The organism is Streptomyces sp. 11x1 (assembly GCF_032598905.1).
In the GTDB taxonomy this organism is placed as follows: Bacteria; Actinomycetota; Actinomycetes; order Streptomycetales; family Streptomycetaceae; genus Streptomyces.
The window spans coordinates 4006296-4026164 of the sequence record NZ_CP122458.1; the positions used below are offsets into that span (position 1 = coordinate 4006296).

The window sequence follows — 19869 nt, forward strand, 5'->3', positions numbered from 1 at the left end:
GCGGCTGCCTACGGTCCGATCTCCAGCCGCTCCCGCGCCCCTTTGAAGACGGCCGTGCCCTTCTTCTCGTCCGCCGTGCCCTTCGGCATGTCCACCCGCAGTTCGTACATCCGGTCGTCGTCGGTGCGGACGATCAGTTCCAGGACGCGGGTGGGTGTGCCGTCCAGGTAGTGGGTGGTGTCGGCGAGGACGGCCTCCTGGTCGTGGAAGCTCGTGGTGGTGTAGTTGGCGGTCGACTTCACGTCGCCCGCCACGATGTCCGTGGAGTCCTTGGCCTGTTCCATGGGTGAGGCGGGCGCCTCGTCCCACTGTGTCAGCCGCACCCGGACGACCTCCTCGCCCTCGTAGGTGACGGCACGGGGCTGCTCGTCGTCGCCGCCTTCCGCGCGGATCCGTTCATAGGGCACGGGGAGGGCGAGGACGGCGTCCATGGCCTCCTCGCGGTGGGCCACCCAGCGCGTGCCGGCCGTGGTGCCCGAAGTGGGGTCGGTGCTCGGGGACTCGACGCGGGCGTCCACCCACCCGACCGTTGGCTCGGCGACCTCGGTGACACCGCCGCCGGTGTCGAGCGCGACCCCGGCCCAGGCTCCCCCGGCGGTCAGCAGCAGCCCGACGGCGGCCAGAGCGACGAGACGACCGGCACGCGACCTGCGCCGGGGGCGCACGGCGCCGACCGGCCCGACTTCGGTGTCGGGCGCGTCATCGGGCTTCTCGCCCAGTGCGTTCTCGGACTCCTCACCCCGTAAGTTCTCGGGCCTCGCACTGTGCACGGCCTCGGGCCTCGCACCTTGCACGGCCTCGGGTCTCGCACCCCGTGCGCTCTCCGGCTCCTCACCCCGTACGTTCTGCGGCCTCCGCTGCTGCGGCCCGGCGGCATCCTGCGGCTTTTCGCCGAGCCGTAGCGTCCGCGTCCCCACGTCCTCGCTCGACTCGCGGAGCCCGGACGGCGTCCGGAGGTCGGGCGTCCGGCCCTCCGCCACCTCCTTCAGGAACCCGGCGGTCTCCTCGGCGTCCGGGCGGAGCGCCGGGTCCTTGGCCAGCAGGCGTACGAGCAGGGGGGCGAGAGGGCCCGCCCGCTCCGGCGCCGGCGGTTCGGCGGCGAGGATCGCGGCGAGCGTGGACTCCAGGGTGGTGCGGCGGAAGGGGGACCAGCCCTCGACGGCGGCGTAGAGGAGGACGCCGAGCGACCAGAGGTCGGAGGGCGGGCCGGCGGCGCCGGGGCCGGCCATTCGCTCGGGGGCGACGCATTCGAGCGACCCGACGAACTCCCCTGTCACGGTGAGCGATTCCTCGCCCTGGACGTGGGCGATGCCGAAGTCGGTGAGGACGACCTGGCCGTGCGGACCGAGGAGGACGTTGGCGGGTTTGACGTCCCGGTGCACGATGCCGACGCCGTGCGCGGCGTGCAGCGCTCCGACGACGGCGATGCCGACGCGGGCTGCCTCGACCGGGGTGAGGGCGCCACGTCTGAGCACCTCGTGCAGGGACTCGCCGCGGACCAGTTCCATGACGATCCACGGCGCCCCGTCCTCGACCACGACGTCGTGGATGGTGACGGCGGACGGGTGGTCGACGCGGGCGGCGGCGCGGGCCTCACGGTAGAGCCGGTTGGCGGCCCGCCGACGGGCGTCCTGCTCAGGGTCGCCGGGCCCGCCGGGACTGCCCGAACAACCGGGGCCGTACGGGCCATGCGGACCGTCCAAGCCATGCGGGCCGTTCAGGTCGTGCGAGCCGTACGGGTCGCCAGGGAGCTTGGGCTGTTTGACGGCGACTTCGCGGTCGACGAGTTCGTCGACCGCCCTCCAGACGGTGCCCATGCCGCCCGATCCGACGCGTTCCGTGAGACGGTAACGGCCGCCGACGAGACGACCGGTGGCCCGGGACGCCCGGACGCCGGACGGGAGTTCGTCGCGCGGATGTTCGCCGTCGTCGCTCATGCCCCATCAGTACCGTGCGAGGGCGGAGCTTGTCGACGCGGACCCGGTCGACCGGCGTTTCTAGCGTCGGCGGTTCCACAACTCCTGGGCCCAGCCGTACCGTTCGCGGTGCTTGGGCAGCGCCGTACGGCCGACCGCGGCGGCGAGTTTGCGCAACCGGCGCCAGTCCAGGGGCGGTTTGGGCTCGGGGACGCCGGGGCGGTCGCGGGGCACGCGGACGCGCAGGGCCTTCGGCGAGACCCGGCAGTGGACGGGGGTCGGCAGGACGAGGGCCTCGCCGTCGACGCCGACCTCGATCTCCGGCCGGTCGGCCTCGACGACGATCTCGTCGGCGACGAGGAGACTGAGGCCGGGGGCGTTCGGGCCGAGGACGAGTCCGGCGGCCTCGGCGGCGCTGTCGACGCGGACGCCGACGACACCGAGCACGCCGGCGTCGAGCCGTTCGCGGCGGCCGAGACCGACGAGGTCGTCACTGCGGTAGACGTTGTTGCTGACGAGGACGGCCTGGGGCGCGTCGATGACGGCGTCCCCGATGCGGGCCGTGAGCCGGGGACCCCGCTGGTGCGTGAGCAGTTCGGGCAGCAGTTCCAGGGTGGTGCGGACCTTGTCGTCGCGGTAGGCGGGGCTCTGCACGACGGCCGCGTACGCACCGAACGAGGCGTTGTTGACGAAGGGGTGGCCGCTGGCGTAGCCGAGGTCGACGTGGAGTTCGACGCCCTTGTCGGTGAGGGCGTCGAGGCAGGCGGCGGGATTGTCGCGGTCGAGGCCGAGGTCCATGGCGAAGTGGTTGCGGGTGCCGGCGGAGATGACGAGCAGCGGGACGTCGTACGCGGCGGCGATGGCGGCGACCTGGGCCTGGGTGCCGTCGCCGCCGGCGACGCCGAGGAGGTCGGCGCCGTTCCTGACGGCGTCCCGGGCGAGGACGGCGACGTCCTCGTGGCGCGCGGGGTCGAGCAGGTGGACGGTGGCGCCGAGTCGTTCGGCGCGCTCCTTCAGCCGGAAGCGTTCGACCTTTCCGCCGCCGGACTTGGGGTTCATGATGAGGAAGGGGCGGGTGGGGGCCGGGACGCGGTGTTCGGGGACGTGCACCTGATGGGACTTGGTGCTGCTGAGGGCGAACTTGCCGGACCAGACGGCGACGCTCCACAGGGCGGCGGAGACGATCACGACCCAGAGCAGGTTGACGACGGCGAACCACCAGACGACGCCGACCGGTGCGGCCACGGCCAGCACTCCCGCCGCGACGCGGGCGGGGCCGCGCCGGGTCAGTACCCACCAGAGGGCGGCCACGGTGAGGCCGGCGCCCAGCACGACACCGGCGACGAGGAGGAGGCTCGCCCCGCGGGCGTAGCCGAGGGGCAGCAGCACGGCGAGGACCGCGCAGCCGAGGGCGGCCCTGGCCGCCCAGCGTTGTCTCGCGTGCGCCCGTACGTCCAGGTGTTCGATGCCCACGCTCGCTCGCCCTTCGCGCCGATCATGCACTTGACACGGCATGTTAGGGGCTGCGGGCCGGGCGAAGCGACGATTGCCGAGGACGAGGACAAAAGATCCGGTGGGCCACCGCCGAAGCGGTGACCCACCGGATGTGTCGCGGACTAACCCGCTTTCACCGGCACGAGCCGGTGCAGTCTCGCCGCGCAGTGCGGAGCGAGCGGGACTTCGGCGCTGTCGATCCGATAGGCACCCGCCTCGCTTTCGAGGACGAACAGGTCGTCCTCGGTCGCTTCGGCGCCCGGAAGCGCCGCGTCCATGAGCGCGAGACTTCCGTCGCTCTCCAGCACCGGTCCCTCACGCCAGACGATGGAGTCGAGATCGACCTCGGACGCGTGCGCACGCATCTCGTCCTCGGAGTTCGCGTGCACCCACTGGACGATCAGAGAACGCGACTCCAGGACCGTGCTCGCCAGGGGTTCGTCCCCGAGGACCACCACGTTGCGGCCCGGCAGCAGGTAGCACTCCGACCGTCCGGCGTCCGTCCCCTCGATGACGAGATCGTAGTCACCCTCGTATCCCGTCCAGGTGGGAAGCAGCGACACCGGAGCCAGCAGGAAGGGACCGCCGTCCGTCTCCAGCCATTCACGGCCCTCAATAGCCCTGTGCGTCATAGAGCCCTTTCATCACCGACTTCAAGCGGCCTGCCCAACCACCCTGTCGACTGCTGCAGGGGCGGCACTGCGGATAGAGGCGCTGGGGCGTGCCGTCCGGAACCCAGGAGCTGATCGGCTGGTGGTCGGGGACGAACCGGCCGTTGCCCCCCGGGTCGAGTGTGCCGCAAGTATGGCATCCGAACCGGAAGCCCAGCTCGTCGATCTGGTCGTGCTCCTCGTCCGTGAACCGCTGCGACTTGCTCCGGGCGGGAATCGACTCGCCGGCGTAGTTGCCGATGGGGCATACCTGCTCCGGGTCGCTGCGCCTGCTTCTGTTGTGGACGAGGAGCGCCTCGTCCTCGGCCAGCACGTAGTACGTGTGCAGCTCGCTGACGGTGAGGTTGTGCACCGTGGCTGTCGGCTCGCTCCACCGCACCACGGCCGTGATCCGGACCCGCGTCCCCTCGCTGGTGCTCAGCCACTGTCCCGCCGCGAGGTCCTCGGCCCGCAGCCACTCCCCGAGTTCGGGCACCCAGAAGGGGTGACCGTCGGTCGCGGTGACCGACGCCGTCTCGGTGCCCTTGTCGCCGTCGGTGTCGACGGTGACCTCGACGAGGTGCTTGAGGCCCGTGCCCTTGATCTCGGCGGTGACGGTCTCGGTCCTGGTCTCCCCGGTCTCCGGGTCGGTGGCGAGGACCTTGTCGCCGATGTCGACGTCCTCGATCCGCTTCGTCGAACCGTCGGCCATCAGCACCCGTGTGTCGGGCGTGAAGCTGTTGCACGAGGAGGCCGCGCTCTCAGCCGCGTCGGCGGCCTTCTTGCTCTTGCGCCAGTCCTTGAACCCGTTCCACAGCTTCTTGCCGAGTCCCACGACGCGCTTGCCGAGGGCGTACGCCTTGTCGAGCCGGTACCAGTACTTCGACACGAGCTTGCCGACCGGACCACCGCCGATCAGCGAGGTGACGACGTTCACGGCGGTCGCCCCGCAGGAGCCGAGGCTGCCCGTGGTGAAGCAGTCCAGCGCGTCCGTGATGCCCAGCTCGTCGGCGATGATCTTGCCGAGTTCCTTGGCGATGGCGATGGCGCGCTGCTTGGCCGCCTCCTCCTCCGCCCGGGCGTGGTCCGCCTTCGCCTGGGCGGCGGTGTGTGCGTTGCCTGCGGGGGCGACACCACCCGTGCCGTCGGCGTTGGCGGCCACCGCGCCGCGCTTGTGGCCGGTCGGCCACGGCCCGCACTCCTGCCAGCCGCCCACGCACTCCGCGAGTCGCAGTCCGGAGGCGTCGCTGAAGGTGACCGGGTTGTTGTTGGAGTAGGCGTAACCGTTGATCTGCTGCGGGTCGGTGTAGTCGACGATCGGGTCCGCCGAGACGAAACGGCCGGTGTCCGTGTCGTACTCGCGTGCCCCGAGCGTCGTCAGGCCGGTGGATCCCTGGACGGTGCCGCCGACGAAGCCCTTGTCGTTGACCCACCCGGTCGCGGACGACGTGGAGTCGTCCCGTGCGTTGCCGAAGGGGTCCGTGCGGCGGCGGGTCGTCCCGCCCGTCTTCGCGTCGACCGACAGCTGCGCGGTGCCCTGGTGGTCGGCTGCCAGGAAGCGGACACCGTCCGCCTCCCGCATCGCCACGGTGACGGACGCGAAGGTGTAGTAACGCGTCGCCGTCACGGTGGACGTCGACTTGGCCAGGTGGAGCTCCATGCCCGGCAGGTAGAACGTCTTCTCGTCGGGGGCGTCCCGAACGATCCGCTGGCCCAAGGCGTCGTAGGTGTACGACGTCACGGACCCGTCGGCGTTCGTGACCGTCGTCAGCTCGCCCTGCCTGTCCCAGCCCAGCGACTGGGTGTCCCCGTCCAGGACCCGCGTCCTGGTGTTGCCCGAGGCGTCGTAGGTGTAGGTGTCCCGAGACGTGATCTGCGGGGTCGTGGCCGTCGCCGTGGTCGTCTCGGTGACCGAGGACACCGTGTGGGCGCCCGAGGCCGCTCCCGCGGGACCGGAGCCCTCCTCCCCGTACGCGTACGCACGGGTCGACGTCGGGCCGCCGTTCAGTCCGTGCCGTACCTCACTCGTGCGGTTGCCGATCGAGTCGTAGCCGTACTCCGTCCAGTACGGGGACGCTCCCCCGACCGTGGTGGACGACGCCCCCGAGGAGCACGCGGTCTGCGAGGCAGCCGTGCCCGACGCGCCGCCGGGCGCCACCGACGACGTCCAGGCGTCCGTCAGTCGGCGCAGACCGTCGTACGCGAAGCACTGCACGTCCCGCGTGCCGCCGGTCGGGGTGTCGGCGATGGAGAGGATGTCGCCCACCGCGTTGTAGGTGTAGCTCGCGTCGTAGGCGACGCTCGACGCGCCCTCCACGTCCGTCCGCGTGCTGGTCAGCCGGTCCGTCCCCCGCTCGAACGTGTTCGTGATCCACGTCTTGGGAGCGGACGCGTCCCCGGTGGACAGCTCCAGCTGTTCCAGGTTCGACGTCGGGGAGTAGGAGACGTCCGACACGTAACTGCCGCCGCCCAGCGAGGTGTTCAGCGCCACCGGGCGTTGCAGTTCGTCGTACGAGTACGACAGCGCCTCGCCCGCCAGACCGCCTGCCGCCGGCAGACCCTGCCCCTGTACGGTGCCGTCGTCGTTGTACTGAGTGGTGAACTCGTAGGTGCCGCCGAGCTGTGGCTCAGCCGTCTTCGACAGGAAGTACTTCGTCGAGACCGGCTTGTAGTCGTTCTCCGGGTCGAGCGTCGGATAGGTCACCGACGAGTGGACAGCGCCGTCCTTGTAGGTGTAGACGCCGTACAGCTCGCCCTTGGCGACCGTGTCGTACCGGGTGACGGAGAGCCTCGTGCCGGTGGTGGCTTCGCCGTCCCAGGTCGAGACCGGGCGGCCCAGTTCGTCGTACACGGTCGACGTCCTGGCACCGTTGACGGTGGACGAGGTCTGCCGGTCCAGTTCGTCGTACGTGAACGTGGTCTCGCCCGTGTCCGGGTCCACCGCCGACTTCTTGCGGCCCAGTTGGTCGTAGGTGTACGACCATGTGTTCCCCTGGTCGTCCGTCACCTTGGACAGCAGGCCGGCGTCCGTGTACGCGTACGAGGTGGTGACGGCGCCACCGGAGGCCGGGTGCTGGATCCGGGTCGTGGTGCGATCCCGCGCGTCCGTCACGACCGTCGACTTCGTGCCGCCGGCCGGCGGTGTCGTCGTGACCCGGTCGCCGCCGTACGTGTATGTCGTGCGGTGCTTCTCCGCGCCCTGCACCTTGAAGAGGGTCGCGGTGACCCGGCCCGCCCCGTCGTACTGTGTCACCGTCTGCGCGTCGAGGTCGGCGTCGACCGGCTCGAAGAGCGTGGCGGCGGGGGCGCCCGCGACATGGTAGGTGTCGTTGACCTTCACCACACGGCCGGAGCCGTCGTAGAGGGTGTCCGCGACCATACGGCCGCCGTCGGCGCCCTCGGTCTGTTCCTGACGGGGCCGCAGAAGGCCGTCGTACAGCGACCACTCACTGCCGTACGACGTGCCGTCGTTCTCGATCCGCTGGGTGTGGACGGCGGTCGGTGCGTCGTCTCCGCGGACCAGGTACTGGTACTTGATCGAGGCGCTCAGCCCGATGCGGTCCGGCAGCCAGACGGAGGTGAGACGGCCGAGCCCGTCGTAGGCAAGCTCGGTCCGCTTGCCGTTCTGGTCGACCTTCGCACGGGGCAGGCCCCACTGGGGTGCGTACTCGGTGGACGTCGTCCAGCCCAGCCTGTTCGTGGTCGTCGACTTCGTCGCCAGACCGAAGGTGTCCGTGTAGGTGGTCGACGAGGTGTACGCCGTGCCGGACGACGCCGTCTGGGCGTCCTTCGCCACCAGGGGGCGGCCGTAGTCGTCGTACGTCGTCACGGCGGTCGTCCGGTACGTGGCCGTCGTGCCGTCGTGCGCCGACAGCTTCTTGGTCATGGTCGCGTCGCCCTTGGTGGGGGCCGCGCCCAGGGTGGTCGAACCGTCGTAGTGGGTCAGCTCGTCGGAGATGACGTCCGTCTTGCGGTTCGGCGTCGTCGAGCAGTCGACGCCGACCTTCTCCACGCGCGAGACGTACGAGTAGAGGTGGAGGCTCGCGTTGTCGGCGTACTCGGTGCGGGTGCACTCGTTGTCGGCGACGCCCACCTCGCCGGCGTCGTCCACCCGCACGGCGCGCCCGGTCTTGTCGTCGTAGGACGTCGTCGACCTCAGGTGCCGCCAGTTGCCGGAGCCGAGGGAGACGTAGGTGTCGACGGAGCCCTTGTCGAGGTAGCGCGCCCGGCGGGTGCCCCAGTCCTCGACGCGGGTGGCCGTGACGTGGGTCCAGGGCAGGGTGACCGCGCGCTGGGTGATGTCGGAGCCGTTGTAGGTGATCGTCTCCAGCTCCTGGCCGGCCTTCCAGTCGGAGTCCTCGTAGGAGGTACCGGCGGAGTCCTTGACCGTGGCCGAGCGGGCGTCCCCGTCGGCGTCGACGTCACCGTCGAGCCCTCGGAAGAAGACGTGCTCGGACTTCGTGTTCGAGGCGGAGTTGGTACCGTCGGAGGTCTCGACACGGACCCGGCCGTAGCCGCGCCAGTCGCCCCAGGTGCGGAACTCGGCGGTGGTGATGCCGTCGGGCCTGACCTTCCGCCAGCCGGCGTCGCCGAGGTAGGTGTACGAGGTGACCTTCTCGGCGTTGCCGCCGGTGAGGTCCTGCTCCACGACGGAGGCGACGACGTACTTGTGGAACCAGTCGACGATCGGCTCCTCGGCTCCCGGCGGACTCCACTTGACCGGGAAGCAGCGCTTGGTGGAGGAGTCCTCGGCGGGCAGGGTGCTCGATGTGCACTGCGTGTCCGCGTAGTTGACGCTGAGGACCCCACCGGTCTCGTTCTTCACCGCCGACAGCCGGAAGCGGTGGAAGGGCTGGATGTTGTCGCCGGCCACGTCGACCCGGCTGGCGAGCTGCTGGCCGTAGAGCTCCACGGACGGCATCGGGACGTCGGTGCCCACCTTGCCGGTGTGATCGATGGCTTTCAGCCACAGCGACTTGGAGCCGTCACCGTTGTCGGTGAAGTCGTGGGAGAGGGCCCACTCGTCGACCGCCGAGTACGTGGAGTCACCTGTGCGGATCTGTGTGGTGATCTTCGTGAGCTTCTTGCGGGTCCAGAACGTCGGCGAGTTCTGGCCCACGCACTTGGTGTCGGCCTTGCAGTTCTGGTCCCAGGGCACGTCCGGCCAGTCGGCGGCCGTGGCGTCCGTCAGGTCGCCGGGCTCGCAGTCGGTCAGATCGCCGATGCAGCGCTCGGCGGTGGTGAAGACGACACGGGCGGACGGCTCGGTCGAGTAGACCTTGCCGGCGCGCTGACCGTAGTCGATCCGCTTGAGGTACCCGCCGCGGACGTACGCCTTGCCGTTCTCGCCGGTCTTCAGACCCTGCGTGTAGTGGTTCGTCTCCTTGCCGTAGTAGTACGACATGACGTTGCCGTGCGGGTCGATGACGTGGTCGAGGTTCCAGCGCCAGGCCTGCGTGCAGTGGGCGTTCGCGAAGGTCGCGTTGTGGCAGGGCTCGCCCGAGTCGTCTCCGTACACGGGAACGGTCCAGGTGGAGGCGGTCTCCTCCTTGCCACTGCTGTGACCGGGGAGGCGGCCCAGGCCGAAGAAGTACTGGGTGCCGTCGGTCGTGGTGACCTTCCAGTGCTCACCGTTGTTGTCGCCGTTGGCGGCGTCGGTCAGCTTCTCGACCTTGGAGTTGTCGTCACCGCTGACCCGCCACTCCCCGGTGGTGTCGTCCTTGACGATCTCGCCGGAGGTGCCGCCCGCGAGGGACAGCGTGGCGTTGTCGTACGCCCAGCACTGGTCGCCGTACGTGTCCTCGTGACCGTCGTCGGCGCAGGCCTTGTAGCTGCGCTCGATGAAGCCGGGCTCGTAGGTGAAGCCCTGGCCGATCCACGAACCCTGGTTGTTGGTGGCCGCGGTCTGGCCGTCCACCGACTGGGAGTTGTAGGAGAGGCCGACCTTGGGTTGCGAGCCGCCGGGGACGGGCGGGGTGGTGAGCGGGTACGACCAGGTGAAGGCGCCGGACGAGGTGTCGACGCCCCACTCGGAGGACGCCTTCAGACTCGTCGCCTTGTAGTCGCCGCCGTCGCCCTCCGCGCCGGCGGTGGCCGCGAGGACGGTCACCGAGGAGGTGCTCGCGGACGCGGTCCGCATCAGCTGGGTATCGGTGCCGGCCGTGTCGCCGGCCGCCGTGACCTGGGCGGTGAGGGTCTGCTTCGCCGCGTCGTTGGTGCTCTTCAGGTACGTCGGCGTCGAGCAGCTCTTCTTCTCCGGCGTGGTCAGTACGCACTCCGGGTACTGCGCGAGGCGCAGCCGGGAGCCGTAGCCGCCGCCGTACGCGTCCGCGAAGGCCGAGTAGTCCAGGGCGACCTGGGCGGTGCCCCTGCTGTCCTCGCCGTCGGCGCGGGCGACCGTGAAGAGGACGCCGTCGACTCCGGCCGCGGTGGTGGCCTTGCGGCCGAGGACCTCGACGCGGAGGGAGTCTGCGGCGTTCTTGCCGCCGATGGCCCTGGCGGTCAGGGGGAGGCCCTCGGCCCGGGTGGCCTTGTCGCTCGTGAGGGCGACTTCGGCGGTGGCCGCCTTGGGCCAGGTGGTCTTCTCGGCGTCCTTGACCGCGGCCTTCGCGACGTCGTCGCTCTGCCTGAACTTCTCGGGCTTGGCGTTCCTGCCGCGGACCGGGTCGTCGAGGTTGGTCTGGGTGCCGGGCTTGGTGAGGCCGTCGGCTGCGGCCAGGGCCTGGGGGGAGTACTGGGGGAGCAGGCCGATCGACAGCGCGAGGCCGAGCACGAGCGCGGCGCGGCGACGGCCGGTGCGCCAGGCCGGTCTCGGGGACCGGTACCAGGGGGGCGAGGACATGACGTCTCCCGTCAGGAGGGGATCGGGAAGAGAGGGGGTCGAATGGGTGAGGGTGGGGCCGGTGCGCCATGGGCAGGCGGAGTAGGTCGGTTGCGCGGCCACCGGCCGGTGGGGGCGTTCGCGCAGTTCCCCGCGCCCCTTAAGGCGCGGGGAACTGCGCGATCAGCCACGGACGGTCCGCGGACGAAGAACGCCCTGGTCACCCTTCACTGATGCTTGAGCCCGCCGGCATGACCGCCACCAGCGTCACCAGGGATGCGTCCAACGGCCCCTGGTACATGCGGACTTCGTCAACCGCCCCGGAGAAGTACTCGCTCCCCGCCGTTCCGGTGAGCGTGCGGCCGACCTGGAGGCTCGTGGTCGTGAAGTTCCATGTGTTGTCCCAGGGAGCCTCCGCCACCGCGACGCCGTTGACGTAGAGCAGCACGTCACCGAAGACCGCGTTGTGGACGAGCGCCAGATGGTCGCCGTCGCCCTCCGCACTCGGCAGGTCGCCGTGGTCGAGGACCGTGGTGACCACCGGGTCCGTCGCGTCCGCGTCGGTCACCTTCAGCTGCCAGCGGTTGCTCGCGGCCAGGTACTTGACCGTGACCGCGCTGCCCCTGGCGCCGGACAACGAGAGCACCGTCTGGTCCGCGGTGGAGCCGGTCGAGGCGAGCCGGGCGCGGGCGGTGAGGGTGAAGCTGTCCTCCGCGGAGAGCACGCCGGCGGCCCGGGTCGCGTAGGCGTTCGTGCCGTTCAGCGCCAGGTGCCCGTCGCCCCACAGCGGCTCGGCCGGGGGTACGCACTCCGGGTCGGCCTCGGGGTCGCAGGAGTCGTCGGGCAGGTAGACGGAGGCGCCGCCGCCCAGGGTCAGACCGGTGCCGCCGTCGACCTCCGGGGAGATGCCGGACGCGGACACGTCGAGCGGCCAGTAGGCGAGCTGGCGGGGCTGGACGCCGCCCAGCTCCTGCCCCTCGGCGGGCGGGATCACCCGGTCGTGGATCTTGACGTCGGCGACCGTGCCCTTGAGGTGTCCGAGGTAGCCGTCGAGGGCCAGCTTGCGGCCGATCTGTACGGCGCCGCCCGCGTTCCAGGTGGTGCGGCGGGCCTGGACGTCGTCGGCGACCAGGACGCCGTTGACGTACAGCATCATCTTGCGCTGCTCGGCGTCGTAGACCCCGATGAGGTGCGTCCAGCTGCCGGGGACGGCGGCGGCGCCCGAGACCTTCCAGGTGCCGAGCGACTCGATGTCTCCGTAGGGGATGCGGAAGGTCCACGACGCGGAGTCCACGTCGTAGCCGAGCTCGAAGCCGGGCTGGGCGGTGCCGTCCTGGCTGACGACGGTCATGTTCTCCTTCGGCAGCGAGGGCAGCATCACCCAGGCTCCGACGGAGAAGGTCCTGCCGGTGTCGACGGCGGGCTCGCCCGCGTCGAGCCAGGCGTTCTCGGTGCCGTCGAAGGAGACGGCGGTGTCGGCGGAGCCGAGCGGTCCCCCGGCGCCGAAGGTCACCCCGGAGCCGGCGGTGGCGTCGGGCGCGTCCCCGCTGCCGGCGGCCTTCGTGGAGCCCCTGGCGTCACCGAGGGTCCAGGCCGCGACCGGCGCCCGGCCGTCGCTGACGAGGAAGACGTGCACCGTCGGGGTCTTCTGCGCGTTGCCCGCCCCGTCGACGGCCGTCACCTGCAGCGCGTACGTGCCCTCGCTCGGCGGCATCCAGCGGATGGTCGCCGGGCCGCCGGTGGACTCGGCGGCCACCGTCTTCGGGGTGTTCACCGCGTGCGGGCCGGTGAAGCGGTACGTGTACTTGGTGACGTCGGCGGAGGGCGAGTCCATGGTGAAGCTGCCGTAGTCGCCGGTGCCGACGTGCCAGGCCTCGTCGTCCGGGTACGTGGCGGAGGTGACGGTCGCCGACCTGGGCTGCGTGGTGTCGTAGATGAACTCGCACCGGGTCTGCGCGCCGTCGGAGGACCAGGCACCGTAGGCCACCTGGTCGTAGCCGCGCACGGCCCAGCCGATGACGGTGTTCTTCGGGAGGGTGAAGCCGGGCTCGCCGTCGTCCTTGACGTCACTGCCGATGGTGTAGAAGGACGTCGCCTGACCGGTCTGGGTGATCTTCTTGCTGACGTTGGTGGTGGCGCGCTGACCCGTGGTGGCGTAGTGCGTGACCGTCTGGCCGTCCTTCTCCCAGAAGACCTTGAACTGGGCCTGCAGCTGCTCGGAGTTGGAGCCGGTGTCGTTGTGGTCGTAGTCCTTGAGCACGACGCTGACGCGGGGCGCCTCGGTGACGTAGTGCTCGGTGGCCGCGCCGAACTCGCAGGAGCCACCCGGCTTCATCTGCAGGGCGCCCTGGTCCGGCTGCAACGGCGGCCGGTTGTAGGTCACTTCCAGGTGGGCGTTACCGCAGAAGCGCTTCCAGTACGAGACGTCCGACTCGTTGGCGGCCTTGAGGCGGAACGTGGTGGTGTCCCAGCCCTTGGCGGCCGCCGTCCGGATGGTGCCGGTCACGCCGAAGCGCACGTTCTGGTTGGTCGAGGTGCACGAACCGGCCGTGTCGGTCGGCGACTTGGCGGTGATCGTGTCCTTCGAGGAGGGCTGGTTGGACCAGTTGGTCTTCGAGCTGATCGCGCTCGCGCCGGTGCTGTTGACGCGGGCCAGCTGCACCTCGCGCGCGGAGTCGCTGTAGGAGTGGACCAGCGTCACGGCGAATTGTGCCTCGACGATGCCCTTGCCCTCGAACGTCCCGGTCGGGATGGCGAAGAACTGCCGCTTCTTGTCGCTGCTGCTGGAGCAGCGGAACGAGACGTTGGACGGGCACAGGCCCACGCCCTCGTCGTCGCCGAACTTCCAGAAGGAGTCGGACGGGGAGTCGGAGGACACCATGGTCCAGCCGGTGCGGTTGGCGGTGCGGAACACGGGGTCGATGTAGACCGGGTACACCGTGTCGTCGCCGGTGAGCAGGTCCGCGTCGGGGGTGAGGGTGACGCTGTCGGAGTCGACGGCCACCGCCACGTCCTCGACGGTGGCGCCGTCGGGGGGTGTGATGTCCCCGCCGGGGGGCGCAGGGGCCTCGGCCGGTTCGCCCGTGCCCTCGCCGGAGTCCCACATCAACGGCTTCGGCGCCTCGAAGACCGCGCCGCCGGAACCGCGGTCGGTGGCGGTCAGACCGCCGCCGGCGCTCTCCGTCAGCTCCACCGAGGTGGTGTCGACCGGGAGTTCGAGGGTGGCGAGGTCGGGGTGGGCTGCGGCCTCGGCGTTCTTGACCACGAGGACGTGGGAGAAGCCCTCGGCGTTCGCGGTGACCTTGAGGTCGACGCCGGGCAGGACGTCGCGGTAGGTGGCGGTGGAACCGTCGATCCTGGGCTCGGGCAGTGTGCCGGGCCAGTCGAGGGAGAGGGCGCGGCCGTCCTTCTCGATCTCGGCGAAGGTGCGGTCGCCGCCGCCGGAGAAGGCCATCGCGGTGACGGCTGCTCTGGGGGCGTATGTGCCGTTGTCCCGCTTGACCAGCGTGGTGTCGATCTCGGTCCAGACGCCGTTCTTGCGGGTGCGGACCGGCTGCACGTACTCGGTGACGGTGAAGGTGCCGTCCGGGTTGGCGACCGTCGTGCTGCGCTCGTCGCGCAGGCTGGTGATCTCGACCTTCTTCCCGGTCTTCGCGGCCCGGTCCTGGGCTGCGTCCTCGGTGAGGGCCGGGCCGGTACCCTTGTCCGCCTTCTCGGCGGCCTTGCCCGCAGCGGCGGTCGCGGCCGTGGGCTCGGGGGCGGGGGCGTTGCCGAGTGCCGTCACCAGCAGGGCCGTCAGCGCGGTGGCGACAGTGAGCGAGCGGACCGGACGCCTGCCCGCACGGGAGGCACCCACCCCTCCTCCCGTACTTCTGTTCGAACGGAACGTCATCGCGGTGTACTTCCTTCTCTCCATGCCGTCCGTCACCCGACCACGCCGAACGAGACGCCGTTGTCGGGCAGTCCGCCCGATCCCGGCTGGTACGTGGTGGCACCCGTACTGGTAGTGCCGTCGAGGTCGGCCCACGTCAGGACGTGGAGGACCCCCTTGGTGGTGCCGGACGCCTTGCTGAAGGGCACCCCGACATAGAGGTTCTTCGCGCCGCCGGTCAGCGACATGCCCAGGTGGTCCCGCCGGGTGGCGGTACCGGGCAGGCCCGAGCCGCGGGTGACCAGCCGGTCGGCCGCGCCGATCGTGCCCAGTGGCCGGAAGACCTGGACGGCGCCCGCGTCGGTGGCGGCGCCGACGTCCTTGCCCGGGATGCCGACGGCCAGCCGTACGGTGTCGGCGGTGGTCACGACACTGGTGTTGGTGTTGGAGATGGCCACGCGCTGGCCCAGGAAGTCGCCCGCCACGGGGTCGCCCTCGACGTCCGCCACCGCGGCGTCGATGGCCGCCGTCTCGGTGTACGTGCCGGAGGGCTGGATCCGGAAGACCGCCGCGCCGCCCGCCTCGGCAACCGTGCCGATGTCCTCGCCCGGCGTGCCGACGGCGAGCAGGACGTCGGAGTTGTACGTCTGGCCGCTCGGCCGGTAGCCGGTCATGGCGATCGAGGTGCCGAAGCCGTCGTCGACCTCGGCCGTGCCGGTCACCCCGGCGGCGTCCTGGTCGAATCCGGCCAGGGCGGTGGGAACTCCGTTCGCCAGGGTGTGGTTGAAGACCGCGACACCTCCGGCGAAGGTCTTGTCCTCGATGGCCTCGCCCGGGATGCCGACGCCGAAGTAGCGGTTGGTGCCGGCCACGGAGTAGCCGAAGCGGTCGTGGGCCTCGACGGTCCCGGGCACCCCCGGGTCGTTCTGGTTGACGGTCGTCCTGGTGCCGCCCTGGATGTAGTGCACGCAGCCGGCGTCCGCGTAGTCGGTGCCGCCGGTGACGACGTTCTCGCCGGGCACACCGACGACCAGGTAGGGCGCACCGGTCGCGGTCTCGCCGCCCTTGACGGACTGTCCGAACCAGTCGTACGCCTCGGTGGTGGTGTCAGGGTCCAGCCCCGACTGGCTGTAGCCCTCGATCACGGAGCCCTCGCCGATACCGGTGGGCGTGCCGTGGATGATGTAGATCGCCCCGGCGTCGACGAGCTTCACTCCACCCTTGGTGATGTCCTCGTACGGCACCCCGACGACGAGGTCGGTGCAGCCGTCGCCGTCGGCGTCGTAGGTGGTGCGGGAGGTGCCGAAGCCGTCACCGGGCTCGGGCGCGGCGTTCATGCCGGGAGTGGCCTGCGAGATCTCGAAGACCCCCTTGCCGCCGCCCAGGATCACCCGCACCAGGCCGGCGCCCTTGACGCCGCTCACCGTGGCGTTCGGGTCCGCGACGACCGTGTCGACGACGCTGTCGCCGTTGAAGTCGGTAGATGTGCCCGCCGTGCAGGTGGCCGCCGCTGCCACCCCGGCGACGCTGGAGGGCAACAGCCCCGATGACATGACGACGGAAGCCAGCAGGGCCAACCCTGCTGTGCGTGTGCGTATTCGCACAACTCACCCCTATATCCCCGTTGAGTGACCACAGCAACACCCCTGGCCACATAAGGGGAAGCTAAAGGCGCACGTCGCCTACATGTCAACCCCTCTTTCTTCATGAGTCATCCACAGCCATGGAGATGTTTGCATATGTCATGCTCGACCCCCGCCAAGCCATTCAGGCCGGAAATTTCCGGCCAACTCGTTTACCCCGATTGACGGTTGCTCGCACGGGCCGCCTATAGTCCGGTTGCTCACGCAAGCAGGCCGTGCGGGCGCCCCCATGCCGTGGACGTTTCGGTCGGGTCCCGTGCCCGGGGACGACGTCGCCTGCCGTCAGGTCACTCGAAGGGCAGGTAGCCGTGCGTCGGCTCTGGGGTTGTCTCATTCTTTGCGTTGCTGTCGTTGCCGCGCTGCTCGTCCACGACACCCGCACGAGCGAGGCGGCCGGCCGCAACGAGAGCTCCCACGCCTACGGTTCGCACCCCCGGCAGACCCTCGACGCCTACTGGAACACCGCTGGTGAGGACCGGGGCGGGGAGCAGCCGGGCATCGTGATCCTGCACGGCGGCCACTGGTACGAGGACACCGGCTGGGCCGGCTGGTCGCGCAGGTTCGCGGACGCCGGGTACGCCGTCTTCGCCGTCGACCACCGGCTGAATTTCGACGCCCCCTGGCCGGCCCAGCGGACCGACGCGCTGTCCGCCCTGGACTGGATCCGCGAACACGCCGCCGACTTCGACCTCGACGCCGACCGACTGGTCCTGCTGGGCTCCTCCTCGGGCGGTCAGATCGCCACGGCCGTCGCCACCTACCGCTCCGGCGCCTTCCGCGTCGACGGCGTCGTGGCACTGTCCCCCGTGAACGACCCGTACCGCGCCTGGCGCGACGGCAACGCCGGTGACGCGACCGCCCGGCAGCGCAAGCTGCGCGACAACGCCACGCTTCTGGCCCGCTGTCACCCCGACCCGTCGGACAACTCCGCCTCGGCGCACCCCGGTTGCCGGGACACCTGGACGGACATGGTCGTCAGGAACCGTGCCTCCGGCGGCGACGACGCCCCCATGTTCCTGCTCCACTCCGAAAACGACTTCGTGCCCGTCCGGCACTCGCTCGACCTCGAGGCCGCCGAGGAGAAGGACCACAACATGCCCGCCAACGGGGTCACAGTGGAGACGGTGGCCGGTTCCTCGCACGGCGGAGCGCTGTTGAAGGAGCGAGGGGTCGCCGACCGGGTCCTGGGTTGGATCGCTGAGAGGACGCACTGAGCACCATGAAGATCACCTTTCTGCTCCACAACGCGTACGCCATCGGCGGCACCGTCCGCTCGACGCTGAACCTCGCCGGAGCCCTGGCAGCCCGTCACGAGGTGGAGGTCGTCTCCGTCTTGCGCACCGAGGACCGCCCGCTGCTCGGGATGAGCGGCAAGGTCCGCCTGTTACCGCTCGTCGACGAGCGCCCCGACGCCGAGTCCTACGACGGCGGCCACGAGCTGATGTCCCGGCCCTCCGCCGTGGTCCCGCCCACCGAGGTGCTCGCCCACCGCTACACCGCCCTCACCGACGAACGTCTGCGCGCCTTCCTCGACACCACCGACGCCGATGTCGTCGTCGCGACCCGCCCGGCGCTCGTGGTGGCCCTGGCCGGACACGGCGGCGTCGGCTCGCGCCGCCCGCCCGTCGCGTCCGGCGCTTTCGGTACGACCGGCGCGTCCCGCCGGGGCCCGCTGCTCATCGGGCAGGAGCACCTGTCGTACGACAACCACGTGCCCGGCGTACGCGAGGCGCAGAACGCGGCGATCAAGCGTCTGCACGCCTTCGTCACCGTCTCCGCGCGGGACGCCGCCGACCACCGTCTGCACCTGCCCGGCCTGCGCACCCGCATCACCAACATCGCCAACGCCGCGCCCCGGCCCGAGCCCGAACCCTCCGACCTGCGCGCGCCGTTGGTGGTCGCCGCCGGGCGTCTGTTCCCGGTCAAGCGGTACGACCTGCTCATCGAGGCCTTCGCCAAGGTCGTCGCCGAACGCCCCGAGTGGCGGCTGCGGATCTACGGCAAGGGCCCGGAGCGCGCGAACCTGCGCGCCACGATCGACAGACTCGGGCTGGGCGACCACGTCTTCCTCATGGGCGCCCGGGCCACGCTGGAGACCGAGTGGGCGAAGGCCTCCGTCGCCGCCGTCAGCTCCGAGTGGGAGTCGTTCGGCATGACCATCCTGGAGGCCATGCACGCCGGTGTCCCCGTGGTGGCCACCGACTGTCCGCACGGCCCCGGTGAGATCGTCACCGACGGCACCGACGGCCTCCTCGTCACCCCTGGCGACCCGAACGCACTGGCCACGGGCCTGCTCCGGCTCATCGACGACCCGGACTTGCGGCAGCGCGTCGGCACCGCCGGCCGCACGACCGTCCAGCGGTACGCGCCCCGCACGATCGCCGCGGAGTACGAACAGCTGATCGCCGATCTCCAGGAGGCCCGCACCCCGGCCCCGGTGAAACTGGGCCGCCGCTTACGCCGGGCACTGGGGTGGCTCCCTTCGACGCCGGCCGAGCAGCCCGGAGCGACCGAGCCGACGACCAGGAACGCGAAGGCCGGGGCCGCGAAACCCGGGGCTGCGAAACCCTTACGTCCGAAGGCCGGCTGTCGTGTCGACCGGCGCGGCGGTGTGCGGGTCACCGTCGCCGCGTCCGGCGTGTCGGGGGCGGACCTGACGCTCGTGCTACGCCGACGCCACGCCGACGACGAGGTGCGCGTCCCCCTGCGGCAGGACACGCCGGACGACCCCAGGAGCCCGTGGACCGCCGCACTGAGCCGCGACGAGCCGGCCCTCGCGGAGGGCCGCTGGGACCTGCACGTCGAGCGGGGCGGGGACGGGGCCCGCCGCCGCCTGCGGGCGGGACTGGTCGAGCAGCGGGGCCTGTTGACCGCCGAGCTCCCGGACCGGTCGCCGGTCGCCTGGTGGATCCCGTACGCCACGAAGGACGGCTACCTGGCGCTGCGCACCTTCCACCGCACCGCGCACGCCGAGGTCACCGCGCTGCCCGTCGACGACGGGTCGCTCGCCGTCGAGGGCGTCCTGCACGGGGCCGTGCTCGGCGAGGGCGCGATGCTGGTGGGCGTCGCCCGGGGCGAGGACGTGGCGGACTTCGAGACACCGGCGACACGCGCGGAGGAGACGGGCGCGGAGGAGACGGGCGCGGAGGGGAGAGACCCGGAAGGCACAGGCCCGGAAGGGACACGCGCGACCGGGCGACCCGGATTCCGCGCGCGGCTGACGTCCCTCCCGTGCCCCGCCGGCCCGGACAAGGTGATCTGGGACCTGTTCCTCCGCCCCGCCCCCGACGCCGAACTCATCCGGCTCGGCCGGTTGTTCGACGACATCGTGGACCGCAAGGACACCGACAAGTACCCAGCGGTCACCATGACCACACCGAACGGATCCGTGCCACAGGCCCGCTTCTTCTTCACCGTCACCAACGACCTGGCCCTCGCGCTCTCGTGAGGCCGACGCTTCGGGGGCGAGGCCGCG

Annotated in this window: 8 protein-coding genes; 2 read left to right on the plus strand and 6 right to left on the minus strand. The window is 70.9% G+C overall.

The window, feature by feature from the left end:
- Positions 1 to 8: 8 nt before the first annotated feature.
- From P8T65_RS17345 to P8T65_RS17370, 6 genes are all read right to left on the minus strand, one after another.
- Positions 9 to 1937, minus strand: coding sequence for a serine/threonine-protein kinase (locus tag P8T65_RS17345; protein ID WP_316726235.1), 1929 nt, complete (start codon positions 1935 to 1937; stop codon positions 9 to 11).
- A 60-nt stretch (positions 1938 to 1997) separates the two neighbouring features.
- Positions 1998 to 3389, minus strand: a complete 1392-nt coding sequence (locus tag P8T65_RS17350; protein WP_316726236.1) for a diacylglycerol kinase family protein — start codon at positions 3387 to 3389, stop codon at positions 1998 to 2000.
- 143 nt (positions 3390 to 3532) lie between these two features.
- Complete coding sequence (locus tag P8T65_RS17355) at positions 3533 to 4042, minus strand: Imm21 family immunity protein (protein ID WP_316726237.1); 510 nt, start codon at positions 4040 to 4042, stop codon at positions 3533 to 3535.
- The gene (locus tag P8T65_RS17360; RefSeq protein ID WP_316726238.1) at positions 4023 to 10901 is read right to left on the minus strand and encodes a polymorphic toxin-type HINT domain-containing protein; all 6879 of its coding nucleotides are present in this window, start codon (positions 10899 to 10901) and stop codon (positions 4023 to 4025) included. Before P8T65_RS17360 ends, P8T65_RS17355 begins: the two co-directional genes overlap by 20 nt.
- A 199-nt stretch (positions 10902 to 11100) precedes the next feature.
- Positions 11101 to 14736, minus strand: a complete 3636-nt coding sequence (locus P8T65_RS17365; protein WP_316726239.1) for a LamG-like jellyroll fold domain-containing protein — start codon at positions 14734 to 14736, stop codon at positions 11101 to 11103.
- A gap of 68 nt (positions 14737 to 14804) precedes the next feature.
- Positions 14805 to 16289, minus strand: a complete 1485-nt coding sequence (locus tag P8T65_RS17370) for a VCBS repeat-containing protein (protein ID WP_316726240.1) — start codon at positions 16287 to 16289, stop codon at positions 14805 to 14807.
- Positions 16290 to 16702: 413 nt separating this feature from the next.
- Here P8T65_RS17370 and P8T65_RS17375 point away from each other — a divergent pair, with 413 nt between their 5' ends.
- The gene (locus P8T65_RS17375) at positions 16703 to 17608 is read left to right on the plus strand and encodes an alpha/beta hydrolase (protein WP_316726241.1); all 906 of its coding nucleotides are present in this window, start codon (positions 16703 to 16705) and stop codon (positions 17606 to 17608) included.
- Positions 17609 to 17613: 5 nt separating this feature from the next.
- On the plus strand, positions 17614 to 19842 hold the full coding sequence (locus P8T65_RS17380; RefSeq protein ID WP_316726242.1) for a glycosyltransferase family 4 protein: 2229 nt from the start codon (positions 17614 to 17616) through the stop codon (positions 19840 to 19842).
- Positions 19843 to 19869 lie beyond the last annotated feature (27 nt).

Bases quoted from the DNA above. Each gene is read 5' to 3' on its own strand.
- P8T65_RS17345 (WP_316726235.1), bottom strand. From the start codon at position 1,937: ATGAGCGACGACGGCGAACATCCGCGCGACGAACTCCCGTCCGGCGTC.
- P8T65_RS17355 (WP_316726237.1), bottom strand. From the start codon at position 4,042: ATGACGCACAGGGCTATTGAGGGCCGTGAATGGCTGGAGACGGACGGC.
- P8T65_RS17360 (WP_316726238.1), bottom strand. From the start codon at position 10,901: ATGTCCTCGCCCCCCTGGTACCGGTCCCCGAGACCGGCCTGGCGCACC.
- P8T65_RS17380 (WP_316726242.1), top strand. From the start codon at position 17,614: ATGAAGATCACCTTTCTGCTCCACAACGCGTACGCCATCGGCGGCACC.